The sequence below is a fragment of the Burkholderia sp. 4M9327F10 genome (assembly GCF_005503145.1).
GTDB lineage: Bacteria > Pseudomonadota > Gammaproteobacteria > Burkholderiales > Burkholderiaceae > Paraburkholderia.
The window spans coordinates 201,225-222,275 of sequence record NZ_SCNV01000004.1; the positions used below are offsets into that span (position 1 = coordinate 201,225).

Annotated in this window: 25 protein-coding genes and 2 tRNA genes; 9 read left to right on the forward strand and 18 right to left on the reverse strand. The window is 62.8% G+C overall.

Translation table 11 applies throughout. From position 1 onward, the window contains the following. Positions 1-110 precede the first annotated feature (110 nt). The gene (ppk1, locus tag FFS45_RS06760; RefSeq protein ID WP_137953932.1) at positions 111-2,174 is read right to left on the reverse strand and encodes a polyphosphate kinase 1; all 2,064 of its coding nucleotides are present in this window, start codon (positions 2,172-2,174) and stop codon (positions 111-113) included. A 202-nt stretch (positions 2,175-2,376) separates the two neighbouring features. Here ppk1 and ppx point away from each other — a divergent pair, with 202 nt between their 5' ends. Then, positions 2,377-3,957 (forward strand): exopolyphosphatase, encoded by a 1,581-nt coding sequence (gene ppx / locus FFS45_RS06765; protein WP_249362686.1) that lies wholly within the window; start codon positions 2,377-2,379, stop codon positions 3,955-3,957. Between the two features lie 151 nt (positions 3,958-4,108). Here the strand turns inward: ppx and FFS45_RS06770 are convergent, their stop codons facing one another. From FFS45_RS06770 to FFS45_RS06780, 3 genes are all read right to left on the reverse strand, one after another. Then, positions 4,109-4,888 (reverse strand): GNAT family N-acyltransferase, encoded by a 780-nt coding sequence (locus tag FFS45_RS06770; RefSeq protein WP_137953934.1) that lies wholly within the window; start codon positions 4,886-4,888, stop codon positions 4,109-4,111. A gap of 132 nt (positions 4,889-5,020) precedes the next feature. Next, complete coding sequence (gene sixA / locus FFS45_RS06775; RefSeq protein WP_137953935.1) at positions 5,021-5,479, reverse strand: phosphohistidine phosphatase SixA; 459 nt, start codon at positions 5,477-5,479, stop codon at positions 5,021-5,023. 526 nt (positions 5,480-6,005) lie between these two features. Beyond that, complete coding sequence (locus tag FFS45_RS06780) at positions 6,006-6,293, reverse strand: hypothetical protein (protein WP_212745705.1); 288 nt, start codon at positions 6,291-6,293, stop codon at positions 6,006-6,008. Between the two features lie 313 nt (positions 6,294-6,606). Here FFS45_RS06780 and FFS45_RS06785 point away from each other — a divergent pair, with 313 nt between their 5' ends. After that, positions 6,607-6,870, forward strand: a complete 264-nt coding sequence (locus tag FFS45_RS06785; protein WP_137953936.1) for a DUF4148 domain-containing protein — start codon at positions 6,607-6,609, stop codon at positions 6,868-6,870. Between the two features lie 130 nt (positions 6,871-7,000). Then, positions 7,001-7,159 (forward strand): hypothetical protein, encoded by a 159-nt coding sequence (locus tag FFS45_RS41605; RefSeq protein ID WP_171029588.1) that lies wholly within the window; start codon positions 7,001-7,003, stop codon positions 7,157-7,159. Between the two features lie 60 nt (positions 7,160-7,219). Here the strand turns inward: FFS45_RS41605 and FFS45_RS41610 are convergent, their stop codons facing one another. The 4 genes from FFS45_RS41610 to FFS45_RS06805 all read right to left on the reverse strand — a co-directional run bounded on the left by FFS45_RS41610 (position 7,220) and on the right by FFS45_RS06805 (position 9,518). After that, entirely contained in the window at positions 7,220-7,423 is a 204-nt protein-coding gene (locus FFS45_RS41610) for a hypothetical protein (RefSeq protein ID WP_171029589.1), read from the reverse strand. Positions 7,424-7,491: 68 nt separating this feature from the next. Beyond that, positions 7,492-7,568, reverse strand: a tRNA-Pro gene (locus tag FFS45_RS06795). A gap of 112 nt (positions 7,569-7,680) precedes the next feature. Continuing rightward, positions 7,681-8,790 (reverse strand): S-adenosylmethionine:tRNA ribosyltransferase-isomerase, encoded by a 1,110-nt coding sequence (locus tag FFS45_RS06800; RefSeq protein ID WP_249362688.1) that lies wholly within the window; start codon positions 8,788-8,790, stop codon positions 7,681-7,683. Next, positions 8,787-9,518: an SDR family oxidoreductase gene (locus tag FFS45_RS06805; RefSeq protein ID WP_137953937.1), complete on the reverse strand. Its 732-nt coding sequence runs from the start codon at positions 9,516-9,518 to the stop codon at positions 8,787-8,789. The genes FFS45_RS06800 and FFS45_RS06805 overlap by 4 nt, the downstream gene beginning before the upstream one ends. A gap of 173 nt (positions 9,519-9,691) precedes the next feature. On the opposite strand from FFS45_RS06805, the gene FFS45_RS06810 reads away from it, so the two are divergent. Beyond that, complete coding sequence (locus FFS45_RS06810) at positions 9,692-10,297, forward strand: helix-turn-helix domain-containing protein (RefSeq protein WP_137953938.1); 606 nt, start codon at positions 9,692-9,694, stop codon at positions 10,295-10,297. A 136-nt stretch (positions 10,298-10,433) separates the two neighbouring features. Here FFS45_RS06810 and FFS45_RS41615 read toward each other — a convergent pair whose 3' ends face one another. Next, on the reverse strand, positions 10,434-10,607 hold the full coding sequence (locus FFS45_RS41615) for a hypothetical protein (RefSeq protein WP_171029590.1): 174 nt from the start codon (positions 10,605-10,607) through the stop codon (positions 10,434-10,436). Between the two features lie 171 nt (positions 10,608-10,778). On the opposite strand from FFS45_RS41615, the gene FFS45_RS06815 reads away from it, so the two are divergent. Next, the gene (locus FFS45_RS06815; protein WP_137953939.1) at positions 10,779-10,976 is read left to right on the forward strand and encodes a lipoprotein; all 198 of its coding nucleotides are present in this window, start codon (positions 10,779-10,781) and stop codon (positions 10,974-10,976) included. A 240-nt stretch (positions 10,977-11,216) separates the two neighbouring features. Here the strand turns inward: FFS45_RS06815 and FFS45_RS06820 are convergent, their stop codons facing one another. Continuing rightward, on the reverse strand, positions 11,217-11,525 hold the full coding sequence (locus tag FFS45_RS06820) for a DUF2288 domain-containing protein (RefSeq protein ID WP_137953940.1): 309 nt from the start codon (positions 11,523-11,525) through the stop codon (positions 11,217-11,219). 95 nt (positions 11,526-11,620) lie between these two features. On the opposite strand from FFS45_RS06820, the gene FFS45_RS06825 reads away from it, so the two are divergent. Then, the gene (locus tag FFS45_RS06825) at positions 11,621-12,331 is read left to right on the forward strand and encodes a pentapeptide repeat-containing protein (RefSeq protein ID WP_137953941.1); all 711 of its coding nucleotides are present in this window, start codon (positions 11,621-11,623) and stop codon (positions 12,329-12,331) included. 759 nt (positions 12,332-13,090) lie between these two features. On the opposite strand, the gene FFS45_RS06830 is transcribed toward FFS45_RS06825, so the two are convergent. The 3 genes from FFS45_RS06830 to FFS45_RS06840 form a co-directional block, all read right to left on the reverse strand. Beyond that, positions 13,091-13,390: a hypothetical protein gene (locus tag FFS45_RS06830; RefSeq protein WP_137954005.1), complete on the reverse strand. Its 300-nt coding sequence runs from the start codon at positions 13,388-13,390 to the stop codon at positions 13,091-13,093. A gap of 144 nt (positions 13,391-13,534) precedes the next feature. Continuing rightward, complete coding sequence (locus tag FFS45_RS06835; protein WP_137953942.1) at positions 13,535-14,260, reverse strand: peptidoglycan DD-metalloendopeptidase family protein; 726 nt, start codon at positions 14,258-14,260, stop codon at positions 13,535-13,537. Between the two features lie 191 nt (positions 14,261-14,451). Beyond that, positions 14,452-15,375, reverse strand: a complete 924-nt coding sequence (locus FFS45_RS06840; RefSeq protein ID WP_137953943.1) for an aldose epimerase — start codon at positions 15,373-15,375, stop codon at positions 14,452-14,454. 137 nt (positions 15,376-15,512) lie between these two features. On the opposite strand from FFS45_RS06840, the gene FFS45_RS41620 reads away from it, so the two are divergent. The 3 genes from FFS45_RS41620 (at position 15,513) to FFS45_RS06850 (ending at position 17,148) form a co-directional block, all read left to right on the forward strand. Next, a complete protein-coding gene (locus FFS45_RS41620) occupies positions 15,513-15,665 on the forward strand; it encodes a hypothetical protein (RefSeq protein WP_171029579.1) in 153 nt (50 codons plus the stop codon). Positions 15,666-15,992: 327 nt separating this feature from the next. Beyond that, positions 15,993-16,823, forward strand: a complete 831-nt coding sequence (locus tag FFS45_RS06845; RefSeq protein WP_137953944.1) for an undecaprenyl-diphosphate phosphatase — start codon at positions 15,993-15,995, stop codon at positions 16,821-16,823. A gap of 248 nt (positions 16,824-17,071) precedes the next feature. Further along, positions 17,072-17,148 (forward strand) — tRNA-Arg (locus tag FFS45_RS06850). Here the strand turns inward: FFS45_RS06850 and FFS45_RS06855 are convergent. The 5 genes from FFS45_RS06855 to FFS45_RS06875 all read right to left on the reverse strand — a co-directional run bounded on the left by FFS45_RS06855 (position 17,107) and on the right by FFS45_RS06875 (position 21,045). Next, positions 17,107-18,045: a LysR family transcriptional regulator gene (locus FFS45_RS06855; RefSeq protein WP_349292311.1), complete on the reverse strand. Its 939-nt coding sequence runs from the start codon at positions 18,043-18,045 to the stop codon at positions 17,107-17,109. The genes FFS45_RS06850 and FFS45_RS06855 overlap by 42 nt on opposite strands. Before the next feature lie 61 nt (positions 18,046-18,106). Further along, entirely contained in the window at positions 18,107-18,931 is an 825-nt protein-coding gene (locus FFS45_RS06860; RefSeq protein WP_137953945.1) for an SDR family NAD(P)-dependent oxidoreductase, read from the reverse strand. Between the two features lie 26 nt (positions 18,932-18,957). Further along, on the reverse strand, positions 18,958-19,374 hold the full coding sequence (locus FFS45_RS06865; protein ID WP_137953946.1) for a MaoC family dehydratase: 417 nt from the start codon (positions 19,372-19,374) through the stop codon (positions 18,958-18,960). A 14-nt stretch (positions 19,375-19,388) separates the two neighbouring features. Next, the gene (locus FFS45_RS06870) at positions 19,389-19,829 is read right to left on the reverse strand and encodes a MaoC family dehydratase N-terminal domain-containing protein (protein ID WP_137953947.1); all 441 of its coding nucleotides are present in this window, start codon (positions 19,827-19,829) and stop codon (positions 19,389-19,391) included. 13 nt (positions 19,830-19,842) lie between these two features. Beyond that, a complete protein-coding gene (locus FFS45_RS06875; RefSeq protein WP_137953948.1) occupies positions 19,843-21,045 on the reverse strand; it encodes a lipid-transfer protein in 1,203 nt (400 codons plus the stop codon). Positions 21,046-21,051: the final 6 nt, after the last annotated feature.

Consider the following 21,051-nt stretch of genomic DNA (forward strand, 5'->3'; position numbering starts at 1 on the left):
GTGACCCAATAAAAAACCGCCCTTTCAGGCGGTTTTTTTACAGCCGGTGCAGTTAGCCGCGGTGTTTGCGCGGCTGCGTTGCGCTGTGCTGAAGTGCTGACGGCACGCGCTCAGGAGCAGAATTTCCCCAGCAGGCTCATCTGCGCATTGCGCGAGGACTTGCCGGGGCGGCGCCGGCGATAGTGCCCGTCGCTTTGCATGAGCCACGCCGACTGGTTGTCGCCGAGGAAAGCCGACAGGCCTTCGGCGATCACGCGGCGCTTCAGGCGCCGGTTGTTGATCGGAAACGCCACTTCGACACGGCGGAAGAAATTGCGGTCCATCCAGTCGGCGCTCGACAGGTACACCTGTTCCTTGCCGCCGTCGTAGAAGTAGAAGATCCGGTGGTGCTCAAGGAAGCGCCCGACAATCGAACGTACCGTGATGTTTTCCGACAGCCCCGGCACGCCGGGCTGCAACGAGCACACGCCACGCACGATCAGGTCGATTTTCACGCCGGCCTTCGACGCTTCGTATAGCTCGGCAATCACGGTCGGCTCGAGCAGCGCGTTCATCTTGGCGACGATGCGGGCCTTCTTGCCGGCACGGGCGTGGTCGGCCTCGGCGCGGATCGCCTCGACGAGCTTCGGATGCAGCGTGAAAGGCGATTGCCACAGCTCATGCAGCGTGAGCTCACCGCCAATGCCGGTGAGCTGCTGGAACACGTGGTGTACGTCCTCGCAGATCTTCTGGTCGGCCGTCATCAGGCCGAAGTCGGTATAAAGACGTGCCGTGCGCGGATGGTAGTTGCCGGTGCCCAGGTGGGCATAGCGCTTGAGCGTCATCTTGCCGTTGTGCGACACGCGCCGCACGATCAGCATCATCTTCGCGTGGCATTTGTGGCCCACCACGCCGTAGACGACGTGCGCGCCCACCGCCTCGAGCTGGGCCGCCCAGTTGATATTGGTTTCTTCGTCGAAGCGCGCCAGCAGCTCCACCACCACCGTGACTTCCTTGCCGTTGCGCGCGGCCTGCATCAACGCGTCCATCAGCGGCGAATCCGTGCCCGTGCGATAGATGGTCTGCTTGATCGCCATCACGTTCGGGTCTTTGGCGGCCTGCAGCAGCAGTTCGAGCACCGGCTGGAAGCTCTCATACGGGTGGTGCAGCAGCACGTCGCCATTGTCGATTACGTCGAACAGGCTCGCGCTGTTGGCGATCTGCGGCGGGATCGACGGAATATGCGGAACGAATTTCAGATCCGGCCGGTCGACCATCTCCGGCAATTGCATCAGCCGGACCAGGTTCACCGGGCCGTCGACGAAGTAGCAGTCCTTTTCCGACAGGCCGCTTTCGTCGAGCAGGCGCCGCACCAGATGCGCCGGCGTTTCCGCCGACACTTCGAGACGCACTGCGTTGCCCAGGTGGCGCGCCGGCAGTTCGCCTTGCAGCGCGACGCGCAGGTTGGTGATTTCGTCTTCGTCGACGAACAGCTCACTGTTGCGCGTAATGCGGAACTGGTTGCAACTGCGCACCACCAGATTGGGGAACAGCTCGCCCACGAAGCGCTGCAGCAGCGAGCTGAGCAGCACAAAGCCATGCGGATAGCCCGACAGCTCCTGCGGCATGCGCACGAGCCGCGGCAGCGCGCGTGGCGCCTGCACGATGCCCATCAGTGCCTGGCGGCCGAATGCATCCTTGCCTTCCAGTTCGACCACAAAGTTCAGACTTTTATTGAGCACGCGCGGGAATGGATGCGCGGGATCGAGTCCAATCGGCGTTAGAACCGGCAGTAATTCATCGAAGAAGTAATTGCGCGCCCATTCGGTCTGCGCTTCATTCCACGCTTCAGTACCGTGAAAATAAATGCCTTCCTGTTCAAGTGCGGAAAGCACGGTGTCGTGCAGCATGCGGTATTGGCGATGCACGAGTTTCTGCGCGCGCTCAACCACGAGATCGTAGACGTGTTGCAGCGACATGCCGTCGGGCGACAGGGCGCCCGGATTGTCGCGCATCTGCTCCTGCAGCCCGGCCATACGGACTTCGAAGAACTCGTCGAGATTGCTGCTGGTGATGCAGATAAAGCGCAGGCGCTCGAGCAAGGGCACGGCGGGATCGGCGGCTTGCGCCAGAACGCGCTCGTTAAAACCCAGGATGCCCAGTTCGCGATTCAGCAGAGGGTAGCGGGTGGACATCGATGGCGAGAATGTAAGGTCAGGGAGGGACGGCGAAAGACGCTCGGAAATTCTCACAGTATGATGAAGCTCTTATGACATTGGAGTTGTCATCAATTTTACGCCGTCTTCGTGCTGTGTCGTAAATATGACGCAGTCAAATGGGACCATATCGCATGCAATTACGCGTGAAGGTTACATCGTGAAGTCCGGTACGCTTAAAATGTCGACTTTGAACAGCGCGGCCAGAAACAAGCAGGCCGTGCTTGCGCGCATGGAGTCCGCACAATCGATGGTCCACACGCCACAACTTCTCGCTGCGGTCGATCTAGGCTCGAACAGCTTCCGGCTGATCGTCGGCCGGGTCGAGGAAACCGATGCCGGCAGCCAGATCTACCAGGTCGATGCATTGCGCGAGCCTGTGCGGCTCGCGGCCGGCCTGTCGAGCGACAAGATGCTCGACCGCGCTTCGCAGGTGCGCGGCTGGGATGCGCTCAAACGCTTCGGCGAACGGCTGCGTGACTTTCATCCCGATCACGTGCGCGCTGTCGCCACCAACACGCTGCGTATCGCGAAGAACGCCGGCGAGTTTCTCGGCGAGGCGCAGGCAGCACTGGGTTTTCCGATCGAAGTGATTGCCGGGCGCGAAGAAGCGCGTCTGATCTATGCAGGTGCCGCACACTCGGTGCCCGCCAGTCCCGGCAAGCGGCTGGTGGTGGATATCGGCGGCGGCTCGACTGAATTCATCATCGGCTCGCATTACACGCCGATCAAGATGGAAAGCCTGTATATCGGCTGCGTGAGCCATAGCCGGGCCTTTTTCCCGGCCGGCAATGTCGACGAATACACGATGCGCCAGGCCGAACTCGCGGCCGGCCGCGAAATCCAGATCATTTCCAACGAGTACAAGAAGACTGGCTGGGAACAGGCGATCGGCTCGTCGGGCACGGCCCGCGCGCTCGCGGAGCTGGTCGAAGCGAATGGTTTCAACGATCCGGGCGTCACGCACGGCATCTCGCGCGGCGGCCTCGAGCGCCTCAAGCGCGCACTGATCAAGGCAGAGAACGTCAACCGCCTGAAACTGGTGGCGCTGAAGGCCGACCGGATTCCGGTGCTGGCGGGCGGTCTGTCGATCATGCTGGCGGTGTTCGATGAACTGGGCGTCGACTATGTGGACACCACCGACGGCGCTTTGCGTCTGGGCGTGTTGTACGACCTGCTGGGGCGTTCACAGCACGAAGACATGCGCACGGTCACGGTGGAGGGGTTCATGCGCCGCTATGGCGTGGACCGCGCTCAGGCAGGGCGCATCGGCGAGCTGGCGGTGAGCTTTTACGACCAGTTTGAAGAGCCGGATGCCGAGCGCCGCAGCGAGAACCGCATGTTCCTGAGTTGGGCGGCTTCGCTGCATGAGATCGGCCTGTCGATCTCGCACAGCGCGTACCACAAGCACTCGGCATATATCGCCAGCAACGCGGACATGCCTGGTTTTTCGCGCACCGACCAGGCGCGCCTTGCCGCGCTGGTGCTGGGACATGCCGGCAAGCTGGGCAAGCTCTCGCAGACACGTGAGGTGGAATGGCCGCTGCTGTTCTGCCTGCGCCTCGCCGCGCTGCTGTGCAGGCGCCGTGCCGATGTGGGCTTGCCGGGCATCGTCGTGAGCCGCGTCAACAACGGCTACGAAGTGCGCCTGCCGAAGGAGTGGGTGGCGAATAACCCGCTCAGCGATTACAGCCTGATTCAGGAAGCGGCGGAGTGGGAAAAGGTCGGTATCCCGTATCGGGTCGTTTATACGGACGACTGACGATCTGCGGGAAGCGATGCGCGGCGCAATAGCGTTGCTGGCGCGCGCATATGGCAGTATTTGACGTCTGAACAACAACAGCCCGGCAAGCGATCCTTGCCGGGCTGTTGTTGTTTACGGTGCCGGCGCATGGCTGCGCCGAGCGTGCAGATTAACCCGGCAGCGCATCGCCAAGGAAGTGGCGTGCATAGCGCGCGTTGATTTCCGACAGGCGCAGCAGCGTCAGAAAGTCTGCCGTATTGAAGTCGGGATCCCAGGCCGGTGCGCCGCAGATTTTTGCGCCGAGCCGCAGATAGCCTTTGACGAGCGGCGGCGGCGCGACCTTCGCGCCGGTTTGCAGTTCGTCGACCGGCAGCGGCGTGTGCGGGAACGCGCGGTATTCCTGCGCCGTCATCGCGTTGTCGCGCAGCGCGCAGTAGAGGTTGGCCGCGTAGTGGCCGCCGTCGGCCATCGCCACGCTCGCGCAGCCGAGCATCGTTTCGTAGCCGTTATGCAACATGTACGAGCCGAGGCCGCCCCACAGCGACATGATCACAGCACCGCTGCGGTAATCCGGGTGCACGCACGAGCGGCCCACTTCGACCATCTTCGAGCGCAGGTGGGTGAGACGCGAAACGTCGAACTCGCTCTCGGCGTACAGGCGGCCGATACGCGCTGCCTGGTGCGGCGGCAGCGCACGATAGGTGCCGACCACTTTGAGCGTATCCAGATCGCGCACCAGCAGATGGTCGCAGTAGTGGTCGAAAGCATCGACGTCAAGGCCAGCCGGACCGGTCAGACGTGCGCCCATTTCCTCGGCGAAGACGCGGTAACGCAGACGCTGTGCTTCGCGTAGTTCCTCGTCGGTGCGCGCCCAGGCCACCTGCAGCCTGTGTTGCGCGGTGACGGTCTCTTCGGCAAGTGGCAGGGAGGACGTCGGCAAATCTTGCATGTGGCGTTCCAGGTCGAAAAAGGAGGATTTTGCTTTTTCGCCAATGTAGTAACGCCCGATGACGTTCGCATGGCAATGCCGTGACCTTTAGATGACGGTCCGTAAGCTAAATCGTTTTGGCACGCGGCTGGTTTACAGCAGATCGGGGCCGATAGCGGCGCGCAGGACCACCTGCTCGTCGCCGTCGCGTTCGCGGTTGGCGAGCCACCATAGGCCGGCTTTCTTGAGGGGCCAGCTCGATTCGCTGTTGGCGAGCAACTGCGCCGCGACATGGCCTAGGGTGGGCTGGTGGCCGACGATCACGACCGTCGGCGCGATGCCGTCCGGCCAGCCGGCTGCGCTCAGTACGTCGGCGGCGCTCGCACCGGGAGCGAGCTCGCGCACCACGCGGTATTGATCAGTGAGGCTTTCGACGGTCTGGATGGTGCGCACCGCCGGACTCGCGAGGATCATCGCGTCTTCGTCGAGGCGGGCGCGTAGCCATTTCGCCACAGCTTGCGCCTGCTTGCGGCCGCGGACGGTCAACTGGCGGGCGAGATCGCTCGCAGCGATATCCTCGGCTTCGGCATGGCGCCAGAGGATCAGATTCATGGATGTCTCCTTGGTCGATCTGGGTGAGCGCTTCAGCGCCTGACTCCGGACCCATGCAAAGTGCCTGGCCAGGTCCGTGCGAGACAGGGGCGCTTCGTGAACTGCGCGAACGGAAGCGCCGCAGTGTTGTACCACTGTCGCACGGGTGTGCGCATGACAGCAAGGCGATGCGTCACGAGCGGCAAGAAAGAGGCGGATTCCCGAGGCAACGAAGGAAGCCGAGTGTGAGCGGCAGCGACGGGAGGGTGTCACGAACCCGCTTCGGGCGTTGCGAAGCGGGTTCGGAGCATAGGCGGATCAGGACAGCGTCAGGTTCACGAGACAGCACATCACTAGCAGGAGCAAGGCATAGACAACGGCGATATCGAACGGATAGCGCATGGTGTGACTCGTCGGAATTTTGCCAGCAGTCATCTTAGTTAGACGTTTTGCGAAGCAACGTTGGCAAGCCAACAATTCATTTGAAGATGTGCCGGGCCGGCTGCCGGGAGGCTAAAGGGCAACCGTGCGCAACGGTGTGCGGCCGTCAGGAGGCTTGCCGGCCTAGCGTTCGAGTCGTGGAAATATCGAGCGTGACCGGCGATTGATTGGCTGCGTGGGCGCGGTGGTGGCGTGCATCGAAAGCATCGAGCTGAAGCAGCAGACGGTCGAGCGCACACAGTTGTGCGCGCGTCAGATGGCTGCCGTCGAGGAGCTTGTGGAGCCGCCGGCGCCAGTAATCGGACGACAGCATTGGCCCGCCGCGACCCTCGGCGAGGGCGGCCGGCATGACGCAGGCGATGTGTGCGATGTCCTGGTCAAGAAACATAAGCATGTGCGCGCCCCCGATTTTGCCAGTGGTCTTTGAACGGTTTTCTAACATCTGAAGCCTTCTTTCCCCGGTCGGTCCTGGCCTTGGCCGGTTGCCGACGAGGCCTTATTAATCTGACGTTTACATGCTAGAGCGACTGTGGAAAGCAAACTGTTAACAATGGTCAGGCGCGATTTCGTAATTGTGATGTTTTTGACAACAGTGTATTCATTTTCTAGGTATTTACCCTAGGTTCTCGCGGCCATAGACTCTCATCATCGGCCGCACACCCAGTTGGTTGTGGCGCCGGACAAAACAATTTCTGGAGGTTGTTGTGATGAAGTCGTTGATCGAAGCCGTTGTCATTGCCGCTCTGATTACTGCGCCGCTGGCCGCATTTGCTGAGGCGGATCAAGGGCTGACCCGTGCGCAGGTGCGGGCCGATCTGGTTCAGGTCGAGAAGGCCGGTTACAACCCGAGCGACTGGATGCATTACCCGCAAAACATTCAGGCTGCCGAAGCTCGTGTCGCCGCCGCAAAGGGCGATACAAGCGGCTATGGCGCAGGCAGCAACGGCACGTCGCAGGCAAGTCAGCGCTGATAGGCGCGGCGGTGAGCATGTACAGCGCCTCATGACCCGCTGGGGTCAGGAGGCGCTACGCCGACCTTGAATTGCGCGTGGTGAGGCGAACATCGCTGCGGATGAGCGCAGCATCTGAGAGGAGGCCGCCATGGACGAAACTGTCTTGGCCACCGCGATTGGGTTTTCGGTTTTATTGTTCGCGTTGATTTTCGCGGTCGGGCATTACCGGCGCGAGATGATGCGCAAGCGCGTGATCTGTGAGATGCAGCGCCGCCGGCAGTACGATCTGAGCAGACCTAGGCACTGATGCGGAGCGCGAGTGCTCCGCATGCACAGTGCGCAGGCGGGCCGAGCGTCGACCCGTGGGTCAGACGTAGTTCGGCTTGCGATGCCGGGGCGGCCGGTGATGGTGGCGGTGATGATGCGGCGGCGGCACCTGGCGGCAACGGCGCACGAGGTGGCCTCGGTACCACTCCCGTTTGCAGACCACGCGCGGATGCGCTTCGGCGGTAACGGGTGCGAATGCTACGGCGCTGGCCGCGAGCAGAATGAGCGATACGAATTTGCGCACGGATCGATCCTTCAATGGCAGAAAAGAAAAAGGGTTACACGCGAAAGCGTGTAACCCTTTGATTCTATTGGTCGGAGCGAAAGGATTCGAACCTTCGACCCTCTGATCCCAAATCAGATGCGCTACCAGGCTGCGCTACGCTCCGACGAATCAGAGATTCTATCTGGTCTGACCTATACGCGTCAATCCGCAGATGCGGAAATAGTTAACGCCTGCTTCGCGATGCACGCAGATGTCTGCGCGCATCGCGTGCATGGTCAACACGTGACGCAACGCTCCCGCTCCCGTGGATCCACCGGCTGCTCACGCATGCCGCGCAGCACACAGGCGCGTCGCTCGATCCATACCGAATCGCCGAACTCATGCGTGCGATAGCCATGTGCCTCGAGTTCCCCGGTGGCCCCCAGCAAGGTCAGCGTATCGGTGAAGGCGCGCAATAGCGCGTAGTGGCTCGTGTCCGGTTCGTGGGTGCCGGAGACGATCACGTCGGCAACCCGCAGCTTCGTCTGCGGCCCGATGCGCTGATTGGCGATGCCATCGCCTGCCCGCACGATGCCATCGCCGCTCGCCGCATGTTCCAGCGCGCGCACGACCGTCGTGCCGATTGCCACCACCCGTCCTCGCCGCGCATGCGTGGCGGCGATAAGCGCCGCGGTGGCGGCCGGAATACGGTATGGCTCGTCGAGCGGCAGGCGTGCATCGAGCGCCGGGTCGCCCGTCGACGACAACCCCGCGGCATGCGTCAGCGTGGCAAAGCCGACGCCGCGCGCCTGCACTTGTGCGACGGTGCGCCAGTCGAGCACGAATCCGGCCGATGGCGCTTCGAACGCCACCGGCTGCGCGGCGATCGGCGTCCACACGTCCCACAGGTCGAGCGCATCGCGAAGATGCGCGTACTGAACCGGCCGGCCCTGTTCCGCCAGCGCGCGCCAGATGCGGGCCGCGTCCGCTTCGAATTGCAGTTCGACAAGGCGCGGATGATCGAGTGTGCGCACGATGGTCGCACCGAGCTTGCCGAACCCCAGACGGTCGCCGGGCTGCAATACAGGCGGGGCGGTGCGCGCCTCGGTTGGCGTGTGGAAATCGCCCGCACCGAACACGACGGCAGTGAAGCGCCTGACGTCCGCGGCATCGAGCGACGCCCGGCCCGCGAGCCGGACTTCGATCGCGGCGCGGCTGGGCCGATGGATGCCATGCAGGCTCGCCGGCATGGTTGCCGCATCGTTGGCGATGACGCAGTCCCCGTTGCGCAGCAATTGTGGAAAGGCCGTGCGTGGACGGTGCTCGATATGCCCATGCGAGTCGATTACGAGCAGGCGGGCATCGTGGGGCCGTTGAACCGGCAAGGTGGCAGCGCGCATCGTCATGCTTGTGCTCCTTCATGGGACGGGTTGCGCAGCGCGTGCAAGGCCGCTTCGATCGCATCGGCAAATTCACGGGCCGCGTCGGCGGGACGCTTCAGGCTGGCGGGGTCGTCCGCAGGCGCGGCGAGCGCATGCAGCGGCGTATCCATATCGCCCGGATCGAGCGACAGCACACGCACGTTCTGAGTGGCGAGTTCCTTGTCCCAGACACGGCTCAGATGTCGCAAACCGGCCTTGCTGACGCCGTACGCACCCCAGCTCGGATACGGTTCGACGGCGGCATCGCTGGACACGTTCAGCACCACCGCACCGCCGCGCTCGCGGGCGGCCGCGGTGAGCGAACCGAGCAATGCCCGCGTCAGCCGGAACGGCGCGAGCAGGTTGGTGGCGAGCGCGGATTCGAAGTCTTCGCATTCGGTGTCGGCGAGTAGCGCGAGCGGCACCGGTCCCAGCGCCGACGCATTGTTCACCAGCACGTCGAGGCCGCCGAGCAGGCCGCTGATCTGCATCGCGAGCGGATAGATGTCGTTCTTGTCCGACACATCGCCGACAATGCCGGCTGCGTTGACGCGCGCCGCGGCTACCTCAGCCACGCGTCGTTCATGGCGTGCGACGAACGCGACGTGCGCGCCGCGCGCCAGCAGTTCGTCCAGCAAGGCAAGGCCGAGTCCCGACGTGCCGCCGGTGAGAGCGACGCGCACGCCATGCAGGTTTTTATTGTTTCGGGTCATGTGGGTTCTCCTGTATCGACCGGGGCTCGTGCTTCGATGCTTGCCCCGGTCCTATGCCGGGTGATTGAGGAGAGGCGATCGCATTACCAGCGTCGTCTCGATGGCCCGATAATAGGAACCCCACGCCGCACGGCCGAGTGCGATGTCCAACCCCTTGTCAGAAAGTCGATACGATGGACGAGACCGCTTACCCATCCACGCGCGACAGCACGCCCGACGCGGCGCACGCGGCCCAGCACCTGGCACGCAATCTGGTGGCATTGCGGCATGCACGCGCGCTGACGCAGGAGGGGCTGGCGAAGGCGTCGGGCGTGCCGCGCTCGACGGTAGCCAATCTGGAGTCGGGCGAGGGCAATCCCTCGCTGGCGGTGTTGATGAAAGTAGCGGGCGCGCTGGGCGCGCCGCTCGATGAATTACTGGCGTCGCCGCGCGCCAAGGTCCGCAAATGGGCGGTCGACGACATCTCCGCGCAGAACCGCGGCAATGGTTTGACGATCCGGCCTCTGGTCCCCGAGCCGATGCCTGACGGCATTCTGGAGACCATGGCGTTCGCGCCCGGCGCGTATATGCGCGGCACGCCGCATCTGCCCGGTACGCGCGAGTATTTCACCTGCATGGAAGGGCGCGTGGCGATTTTTGTAGCCGGCGAACGGCACGGCCTGGAAACGGGCGACGTGCTCGCGTTTCCCGGCCATGTGCCCCATTCTTATCGCAACGAGGACGCGCAGCACGAGGCGCTGGGCGTGTCGATTGTGGTGCTGGCGAAGGCTGGCGTTTAGGGGATGCGGCCTCGTGCGGACAGTCACGCTCCTCCACGCCGCATGGCTGTGGCGCCACGCGGCGTGATGCATGCCGGCAAGCCCGGAGCGCACGTCGCGCGGCCCGCTCAATAGGCAGCCGCGACGGCCGTGCGAATTAGTGTTTGCGCCGGGTCCAGTCGAGGACGTGATGCTCGGATAGCCAGTGGTGCATCATTCCTTCGCCGCCGTGCTCGCGCCGGTAAGTCCGCGATTCGAAAATCGACAGTCCTATCAGGACCAGCAGGCCGACCCCGAGCCCGATGAAACCCGCAATCGATTCAGCGTCCATGGCAGCCTCCTTCGATGATTGCAGCCATGCGTACATAGTAGGTCAGGCGGCGAAAAACCGGCACCTGCGCGCTGTGGGGAAATGTGCGGCTGCTCGCGCGGCAGCGCATGGCAAGTCTTTGCAGGTAGACTCTCGGCGCGCCCAGGTTGTTGTCTTCACTTTAGAGAGTCTATGAATCGCGCTTTTCTGATTGCATTTGCTGTGGCGGCCCTTGCCGGCTGCTCGAACGATCCCGCTGCGGGCCATCACGGTCCGCCCCCTAAAGATCCACCCGACTATCACGGCGTGCCGACCGACGACCGGCCGCCCTCGATGCTCGACACGCCTGATGCATCGCAGGCGGCGCCGTCACAGGCTGCTCCGCAATAAGCCGTCAGCAGGCGGCCGCAATCATGTGTGGTGTGGCGGCGAGGCGGTTGCGCTGCCGTCCATCTGCGCGCCTGAACGCAAAGGCGAAGCGCCGGCGCGGGCACGCCGGCACTTCTGACCCGCGCAGACTGTTCGCGCGGAGAGCGCGGGCTGCAGCCATTCTAGGGTGCACATGCCGCGTGATATGTATGCGCTTGTTTCAAGCAGTAACCGGAATGCATGGCGCGACCGGGGCGTGGCTCAACCGCGTTCCTGCACGCATACCCACGGCGATACGACCACTGCCCACAGGTCCGGGTCGCGCGCGGCGAAATCGGCGGCGGTCTCGGCCTGAATGCGCTCGACGAGGCCTGCCGACAACCATTGCGTGACCTGCGCGGTATCGTCGCTGGCGATGGCTTCTGCGACGCTGACCAGATCGAGGTCGCGTGCGACGTGCAGCAGGACGCCGCGGGCGAAGAAACGCTCGAGTTCCGGCCAACCGATTTTCGCGGTTTCCGCGAGCAGCGAGAGATAAAGCGGACTATGGGCGGCGTCGTTCGAGGTCATCGGCTAGCTGGGATTGCGAAAGGGCGGGCGTTACTATAAACCATCGCAGTTGGCCCGCCACGGCGGCGCGCTCCGGCGCAACACAGGAATATTTCATGTCGCTCAATTCTACGACGCCGGCTCCCGGCGTCCAGGTCGTCGCCGACGCCGCGCTCGCACGGGAAGACGTGCAGCAGTTGCTCGGCGCCCCCAGGCAAGCGCTGCGTTTCGAGGACTGCGACTTCGAGGGCGCGGATCTTTCGCGGCTCGATTTGCGCGGCGCCGAATTCCAGCGCTGCAATATCGTCGAGACGTCGTTCTTTGGCGCCAACCTGACGCACACACGCTGGCTGCGGTGTCGCGCGCGCCAGGCCGATTTCGCGTCGGCGGATCTGGTCGATGCCGCCTTTCAGTCGAGCGATCTCAACAACACAAGCTGGCGCCGCGCCAAACTTGCTTCGGTGACCTACCAGGGGTGCAAGCTGACGGGCGCACACTTCGAGGATTGCAGCACCCTGGGCCTGACGTTTGTCGAAACATTGCTGATTGGCGCGCATCTGCGCGGTCTGTCGTTTCGCAAGGCCACGCTGCAGGCGCTCGACTTCTCCGATGCCGATCTGGCCGGCGCCGACTTCCGCGAGGCGGTATTCGAAGGCGGCAGCCTCAAGGACGCCAATCTGAAGGGCGCCCGTTTCGATGGCGCGGACCTGCGTCTTGCCGACCTGAGCGGCGTGCGTCTCGTGGATGCGGGTTTGTTTCGCGGCGCAACGATTTCGCATCAGCAGGCCGCCGTGCTGGTGATGGAACTGGGCTTGCGCGTGCTGTGAGCGAGATGGCACGAGCGGGCAAACGGCGCCCGCAAGGGCGCATCATTTGCCACTGCGTGCAATTGCGTTTTGAATCCATCGGCAATGTGCAGCGCGACTCAAAACCCGATTTATTTCAACATATTTAACAGATAAAATGATCCGCACAACGCGAATTAATCAGAATCAACTGATGAATTGAATCCCGATGCCGATTCGCATTTTGAGATCGACGTCGCTGAAGGTGCGTTTTCGCACCAAGCCCGTCAGATTGTTCCGAATGGAGAGGGTGGCGTTTTAAATTTAACAGTCTAATCTCAGATCGATTTGAGGAAGGTTCTTGGCGAATCGCGCGAAGCCAGCGTCGGAGCGCTGTCCGGCAAGGATGTGGCGCGCTTCGATTAGCGCTTCAAGGGAATCTGGCGAGAGCGCCGCGTGTTTCATTCGCCATTTTCTATTGACCTTTATCTCATTATCTTCGGTTCACGGGATGCGTACTCCGTGCGCCGCATCACAGTTTTTGTGTAATTAACTGATGGTGAACGCGGGGTGGCGTGATAGATTCCGTTTTGGCGCATGGTGAACCGGTCCTTTACCGATATGCGCCGAACCCCCGTTAGCCCGGCCTTGGAGCCGGGCTTTTTTTGTTCAGGCAAGCCCGGAATTTGCATGCGGTGAAGTTTATTGCGCTTCAATTGAGATCGAATGCAAACTTTCGCGCAATGCGTTTGATGGTTAGAGCAGGCGGCGCCGCAAGCCAGGCCGCCTGCCGCATTGCCCTTACTGCTTGCAGCGAACCACCATTGAGCGGTTCTTCACGTTGGCGCCGAACACACCGCCGATCGAACCGCCGGAGGTGGCGCCGTTGTCGACGTCCTTCGTGATCACCTCGTAGCCGTATGCACCGCAGACTTCACCGGCGCGCTTGTAACATTCGGCCCAGCTTTCGCTGGCGTCGCTACCGCTGCAATTGATCGCAAAGCCGGTATCGCCGTTAGGCAGGTAGGTCATTTTGGTCGAGCTGGCGCAGCCGCCGAGGCTCGCGAGCGCCACTGCGGCGAGGCCCGCCGCTATTGCCATGGCAGCGGCGTCTGGGGTCCGTCCACATTTCATCGGAGGCTCCTCACGGATTGGGGGCGGACACGGCCAGGCGGCGCCGTGTCCGGTTTCAGATGGAGCGTCGCGCGAAACCGGAGTTTTCGCACAGACTGCCATCACCCGCAATTAACGTGCCGGTAGCGCGCGCGACGGATCGATCGAGCGGCCCTGGTAGCGCAACTCGAAGTGAAGCATGACGCGGTCCGTATCGGTGTCACCCATTTCGGCGATCTTCATGCCTTGGGTGACAGTCTGGCCTTCTTTAACCAGCAGCACCCGGTTGTGCGCGTACGCAGTCAGATAGTCGGCGTTGTGCTTGAGGATCAGCAGATTGCCGTAGCCGCGCAGGCCATTGCCGGCATACACCACCGTGCCGGCTGCGGCGGCCACCACGGGCGTGCCTGCGCTCGCGGCGATATCGATGCCTTTTGAATTCGAGCCGTCGAAGCGGCGGATCACCGTGCCGTCGGCGGGCCAGACGAGTGAGATCGATGATGCCGGCGCAGCACTCGGCGCCGAGTCGTCCGGCGTGCTGCGCGGCACCGGCGCGACGGCCGGGCCGCCGCCGCGGCTGCTGCGCTCGGCGCCGCCTGCCGACGCTGTCACGGGGGCCGAATTGCCGGGCGGCGCGACGCGCAGCACCTGACCGACCTCGATGCTGTTCGGATTCGACAGGTTGTTCCAGCGCACGATGTTCTGGACCGACTGCCGGTTGCTGCGGGCAATCTTCGACAAGGTGTCGCCCCGTTCGACGCGATAGAACCCCGGACCCACAGGCGCAGACCCGCATGCGGCGAGCACTACCAACAACGACACGCACACGAGCCGTTTCATTCTTCTTGTTCCCAACATTGGACCTCGCAAAGCACTGCTGCGCGCCGATCCTGATCACGCAGCAGATTGGCAAAAAAACGTCCGATTCTAACGGTTTTGCAGCGCAGCACTCGAAACAGGACCGCGCCGCGTGAACTGCACGGGGCGCGCCACGCGCCACGAGCCGCGTCGCGCCGCGGCTTGCGCGGGCGGCTCGTGGCGGCGACGGATCAGCGCAGCGCGGCGACGGCGATGCGCAACGCAGCGGTCTCGGTCCGGCCCGGTTCGAGCCAGCGCAGGCCAAGGCCGTTGTGGATCGCGTCGGGCAGCCCGAGCCAGGGTTCGACGCAGTAGAAATCCGACTCAGGCGCCTCGGTCCATGTCGTCACGGCGTACCAGGGCACCGAGCCGGGCCGATCCAGGTCGAGTGTGATCGAGCGGTTCAGACCGGGCGCGATCAGGCGGACCGGACTGTTCTGCGCATCCGCGCTATCGGTTAAGCAGTGGAAGCAATCGAGAATGCGTGCCTCATCGAGCGTGTAGCGCGCCGCGCTAGGCTCGGCGGCGCTGATCGAGCCGTCGGCCTGCTGATACCGGCCCTCGGTGGGCGGCAACTCCAGCACGGTTTGGCCGCGCTGTGTGTGCGGCAGCGAGAAGTAGAAGTGATGGCCGGCGTAGTAGGGCAGCGCCGCCGTCCCGGTGTTGGCGGTGGTGAGTTCTACGTCGAGCGTGTGGTCGTCTACGAGCCGGTAGACGGCCTCGAAGCGAAAACCGAACGGGTAGAGGCTACGGGTGGCCTCGCTATCGGTAAGCGTCATGCGGACCGTCGGGCCACCTGCAGCGGGCTCGACGCTGGCCGCAAACGCCAGGTCGCGGGCAAAGCCGTGCATTGGCAGGTCGCGCACGGTGCCGGCGGCGTCGCGCCAGCGGCCAATCTGGCCGTCGACGCGGTGGCGCCCGAGAAACGGAAACAGCAGCGGATTGCCGCCGCGGATTTTTGCCGGATGGCTCCAGTCGGCGACCTCGGGCCAGTAGATGACCGGCTGGCCGTCGATATGCCACGACAGCAGACGCCCGCCGGCTTGCGGGGCGAAGCGCAGCAGCGAAGCGCCGTGAGTAATTTCGATGATGTCCTGATGCTGGAATTGGGCCATGGTGGACGTCTGGTGGGTAGCGGTTCAGTCAAAGGGTTTCGCGCTCCGCGCAGCGGTGGCGCGAGGCCGATTTTGCGCTGCTTTGGCCTACGGGGAAACCCTTCCCGGGCAATTACGGGTTCGCGCGACCGGTAAGCTTGACGATAATCGCCGAACTGCCCGGTCAATCCAGCCGCCGGGCGCGACTGGATTCCGGAGGCGCAATGGATCTCGCAATGGCAATGGGCATGGCCCTGTTCGGCATGTTTGCCGGCAGCACGGTGTATTTCTTCTACAAGCTCGACCGCTGAGCGCTCACGTCTGCTCACGTCTGGATACCGTGCCGCACGGCTCGCGGCAAACCGGACGCACCCCGTTTTCTCTCCTCGCACCGGCTGGCCGCCCGGGCGGCTTCCAGCGGCCCCTGCATGGGCAGCCCGCAAACGACGCATCGAATGGATTGCAGTGGCGTAACAACCGTTTCGAGTTGTGACGCAACGCGTCAAAATTTTCCCAAATGCGGTTCAAAAGCTTGGCGCTGACATAGCGGCCAGGCATAATCGGTGCGCTTCCAGGCGCCGGTTCCTGTGGTCCGGCGTGCTCCTCCTCGATTGCTTATTCATAAAAAGGACCGCCGCGTGAGCTTGTCGTTTCTGATTTTTCTGAGCGTGCTGCAGGGCGTCACGGAACTGTTTCCGGTCAGCAGCCTGGGTCATACGCTGCTCGTGCCGGCGCTGTTCGGCATGCATATCGACGCCCATGCGCCGCAACTACTGCCGTTCCTCGTCGCGCTGCACCTGGGCACCGCGCTTGCGCTGCTGTGGTACTTCCGCGCTCGCTGGGTCGCGCTGATCAGCGGCTTTTTCGCCTCGCTCGGCGGGCGCCGTAACGACGATGGACACATGATGTGGGCGTTGATCATCGGCACGATTCCGGCCGGGCTAGTCGGCCTCGTGCTCGAAAAGCGCCTCGAGCGGTTGTTCCACGATCTGCGCATCGTGGCGCTCGCACTGATCGTCAATGGGGTGCTGCTGTGGCTCGGCGACCGTCTGCAGCGTTCACGCGCGCATCAGCAGCCGGAAAAGCTGACGTTCCGTCAGGCGTTTTTTGTCGGCCTGGCGCAGATCGGCGCGCTGATTCCAGGCTTTTCGCGCAGCGGTCTGACGATGATCGCCGGCAATGCCGCGGGGCTGACGGCGGAGAAGGCGGCGGAATTCTCGTTTCTGCTCGGCACGCCGATCATTTTCGCTGCAGGCGTGCTTGAGCTGCCGAAGCTGTTTCACGCACCGGGTCAGCTTGGCGACGCGTTGCTGGGCGGCGTGTTGACGGCTATCGCGGCTTATCTGAGCGTGCGTTTCCTGATGCGCTATTTTGAAGGCCGCGGGCGCCTCGCGAGTTTCGGCGTGTACTGCGTGATCGCCGGGATCGTGTGTCTCGGCTGGTTCATGCTGCACGCACAGCCCGTCTGAGCGCGCCGCGCCAGGGGCGGCATCATGTCAGTCCGCGCCTGGCGGCACGCCAGGTTCGGTTATAATCCGGCCCCTGCCTTGCCTGTAACGTTCGTTGCGCGGGCGTGATCGGGCCGGTCGGTTAAAATTCCAGTTTCGCCTCCCGATAGTTCGACAGATGGAACACGGGTCCGCTAAAAACCTGAAATCAGGGTGTTCACCACAGGTGATGTGAGCCGCACGTTAAGCTAACATCACTGCGCATCATGGCGGCAGTAGCTCAGCTGGATAGAGCATCGGCCTTCTAAGCCGAGGGGCGGGGGTTCGAGTCCCTCCTGCCGCGCCAGTTTGACAGATGTTCAACAGCGTAATCGATAAACGAGCGCGTCTTCGTTGGCAGATATTGACGGTTCGGATAGACAAGCGAAACCTTGAATTCGTCGCCTTCAATGGAATAGGCCGGCAGGACCCGTTTCAGCGTACCGTCTTCGAGATCGCCGGCCGCCATAACCGACGGCAGCATGGCGATGCCCATGCCCGCAAGCGCGGCAAACCGCACCATCATGGCGCTGTTGACCACGTAGACGGGTTGGAGCCTTACCACTTCGGAACCCGCAGGGCCCGTGAAATGCCACCTCGAACCATGTTGTTCGCGCGACAGGCCAATGAGCGCATGTTGAGCGAGTTGCTCCAGGTTGACGGGCGCTTCATGATCGGCGAGGTATCCGGGGGCCGCGCACAGCACCATGGAATGGGTGGCAAGCGATTGCGCAACCATTTCGTTGCCCGGGTTCGCCAAGCCGCTAATGAGCCCGACGTCGTAGCCGACCTCGAACCGCTCCACAGGGTCCTCGATCAGCGTCAGAATGATGTTGACGCGCGGATGAAGCCGCCGGAAGCCGTCCAGCAGGGGCGTCAACGATGTCAAGGCAAGAGTGCTGGATGCGATAAGCCTGAGTGTTCCGCCCGGTTCCGCGCTTGCGTCTACAACTGAGCGGTCCAGACGGTCAAGTTCCCCGAGCAGATAGCGGCAGCTAGCCAGATAGTGCGATCCCACCTTGGTGAGCGCCACATTGCGGGTGTTGCGATCGAGAAGCCGAGTGTGCAGGTGGTCCTCGAGCGCAGCGATTAGCCGGGTGATTAGCGCGTTGGATACATTGAGTTGCCGTGCTGCGCCGCGGAAGCTGCCAAGTTCAGCCACACTGACAAACACGCGTATTGCAAGGATCTGGTTCATTGGCATTCCTTAGTAATCCGCGGCCTTGACCGGATGGCATTCCACGAGGTCTGCCGGTGTCCCCGGTTTATTGCAGATTCCCGGCCACAGCAATGGTTTGACCGGTAATGTAGTTCGACTCGGGCGAACAGAACAGATACACGCCACCGGCTGCCTCTTCCGGTGTGCCGCCTCGCCCAAGCGGATTGCGCTGCGCGTGTGTCTTTAGCATTTCAGGGTTCAGACCCACACGAATATCACGCCCCTCGATCTTCACCGTCGCACCCGCATTGGCGTCTGCCGAAGTCATACGCGTATGAATCAGGCCGAACGCCACGCAGTTCACGTTGACGTTCAAGCGCCCCCATTCGCGGGCCATGGCGCGCGTCATGCCGATCACACCAGCCTTCGCCGACGAGTAGTTGATCTGGCCGGCGTTGCCGTTCAACGCCGAGACCGACGAGATATTGACGATCTTGCGATAAATCTCGCGGCCGGCTTCCTTGTCGGCGGCATGAAGCGCCTTGACGTGTGGGTAGGCCGCGCGCAGGATGCGAAACGGTGCCGTCATATGACAGTCGATGATTGCGTACCACTGCTCGTCGGTCATCTTCTGCACCACGTCGTCCCACGTGTAGCCCGCATTGTTGACGATGATGTCAATGCCTCGATACGTGCTCATTGCCGTATTGATAAAGCGCTCGGCGAAGTCCGGTGCGCTGACGTTGCCGACGCATGCCACGGCGTCGACGCCCATCTTCTGCAAGGCTTCAACCGTCTCGTGGGCAGGCTCGGCGTCCAGATCGTTGATCACCAGGCGCGCGCCCTCGCTAGCGAACTTCTCGGCGATTGCACGGCCAATCCCTCGTCCTGAGCCTGTGACCAGCGCGACTTTCCCGTCCAGCTTTCCCATGTTTCTCTCTCCTTGATTGATTTGCACTACAGAGCGATGACCGCATCGCCAAGGACGCGTGGTTCGCCGTATTGATTGATGGTCCGAATTTCCAGTCTGACGCGTGGTTCACCATCCGCCTCGAATTTTTCGACCACGCGCCCGCTACAGGTAATCTGGTGACCCAGGTGAGTGATGCCGACAAAGCGCACGCCGAACTGGCGCAATTGCCGCTGGTCAACCCAAAGCGTCAGCAGACGGCCCAGGTACGCCATTGACAGCATGCCGTGCGCAAACACATCGGGCATGCCTGCGCGGCGCGCGAAGTCCAGGTCGATATGGACTGCGTTATGGTCGCCTGAAGCACCGGCGAAGAGGGCCAGCGTCGTGCGGTTGATCGGGGCGAGTGTCAGTTCGGGAAGTGCGTCGCCCACCTGAATGTGCGCGAAGTTCAGTCTGCTCATAGGGGCTCTCCGGTTCAGCCGTTGCGGTGCACCAGCACGCTTCGCAGATCCGCCACATGCTCGCGGTTCTGGTTGGTCACACGGGTTTCGCGCACCACAAAACTGAGCGCACCCCCCTTTTTGTCGTAGATGTCGGCAACATGGCTCTCAAAGCTCAGCGTATCGCCCGCATAGGCGAGCCGGTGATACGTGAACGATTGCTCGCCGTGCAGGATGCGCGCCACCTGGATGCCCATCTCATCGCGCCAGCTCTTGTCCGGCTGTTCGAATTCGAGCGAGAAGAGAAACGTGGGGGGCAAGGGCAGGGCGGGGTGGCCTGCGTCGCGTGCTGCCGCTTCGTCGAAATAGACCGGATTGGTTTCGGCCGTTGCCTTCGCAAAGAAGCGTAACTGTCCCGCCTCGGCTTTGGCGTGAAACGGTGGCAGCTTCTTGCCGATGAATTTCTTGTCGATCATCTCAAACCCTCCGTCAGAGCGTGGCGCGTTGCGCTGCCTTGTACACGGTCACGACACAAGCGCCTCCGAGACCAACGTTGTGCGCGAGCGCCACTTTTGCGCCTTCCACCTGGCGCTGTTCCGCCGTGCCGCGCAACTGCCGGGTCATCTCATAACATTGAGCGAGACCGGTCGCGCCGAGCGGATGACCTTTGGATAGCAAGCCGCCCGATGGATTGACCACCCACTTGCCACCGTACGTGTTATGTCCGTCCTGGACGAGCCGTTCGCCTTCGCCTTCGCCGCACAGGCCAAGCCCTTCGTAGGTCAGCAACTCGTTTTGTGCGAAGCAGTCGTGCAACTCGATGACGTCGATATCTTCGGGGCCCACGCCTGCCTGCTCATAGGCGAATTTCGCAGCCGAGCGCGTCATGTCGAAGCCGACTACGCGGATCATGTCTTTTGTGTCGTAGGTGCTGGGCTGATCGGTGGTCAATGCCTGGCCGGCGATCAGCACGTCGGTGCGCAGGCCGTGCTTGCGGGCGAACGCTTCCGACACGACAACGGCCGCCGCCGCGCCGCAGGTCGGCGGGCAGGCCATCAGACGGGTCAGCACGCCGTCCCACAGCATCGGTGCGGCCATCACGTCGTCTGTCGAGACAACGTTGCGGAACACAGCAAGCGGGTTGTGCGCAGCATGCCGGCTCGCCTTGGCGCGAATCTTCGCGAACGTCTCGAGCTTCGTGCCGTATTTCTTCATATGCGCCATTCCCGCGCCGGCGAACTGGCGAATCGCGTTGCTCAAGCCTTCAGGACGCCCGACCAGTTCGTCTGTCATGTCGAGCGCACGTTCGAGAGCGCTGGCGCGGTCCGTCCACACTGACCTCAGCGCACCCGGTCCCATGAATTCGAAGCCCACCGCGAGCGCGCAGTCCACCGCGCCGCTTTGCACAGCCTGGCGCGCCAGAAACAGGGCCGACGAACCCGTCGCGCAGTTGTTATTGACGTTGATAACCGGAATGCCGGTCATTCCAACGCGATACAGCGCTTTCTGGCCGCACGTCGAATCGCCATACACATAGCCGGCGTAAGCCTGCTGCACGTCGGCATAGTCGACCCCCGCATCGGCGAGCGCCTCGCGCACCGCGCTCGCACCCATTACGTCATAGGGCTCGCTAGTGCCAGGTTTCCTGAACGCAATCATGCCGACACCGGCGACGAAGACCTTGCGACTCATGATGTT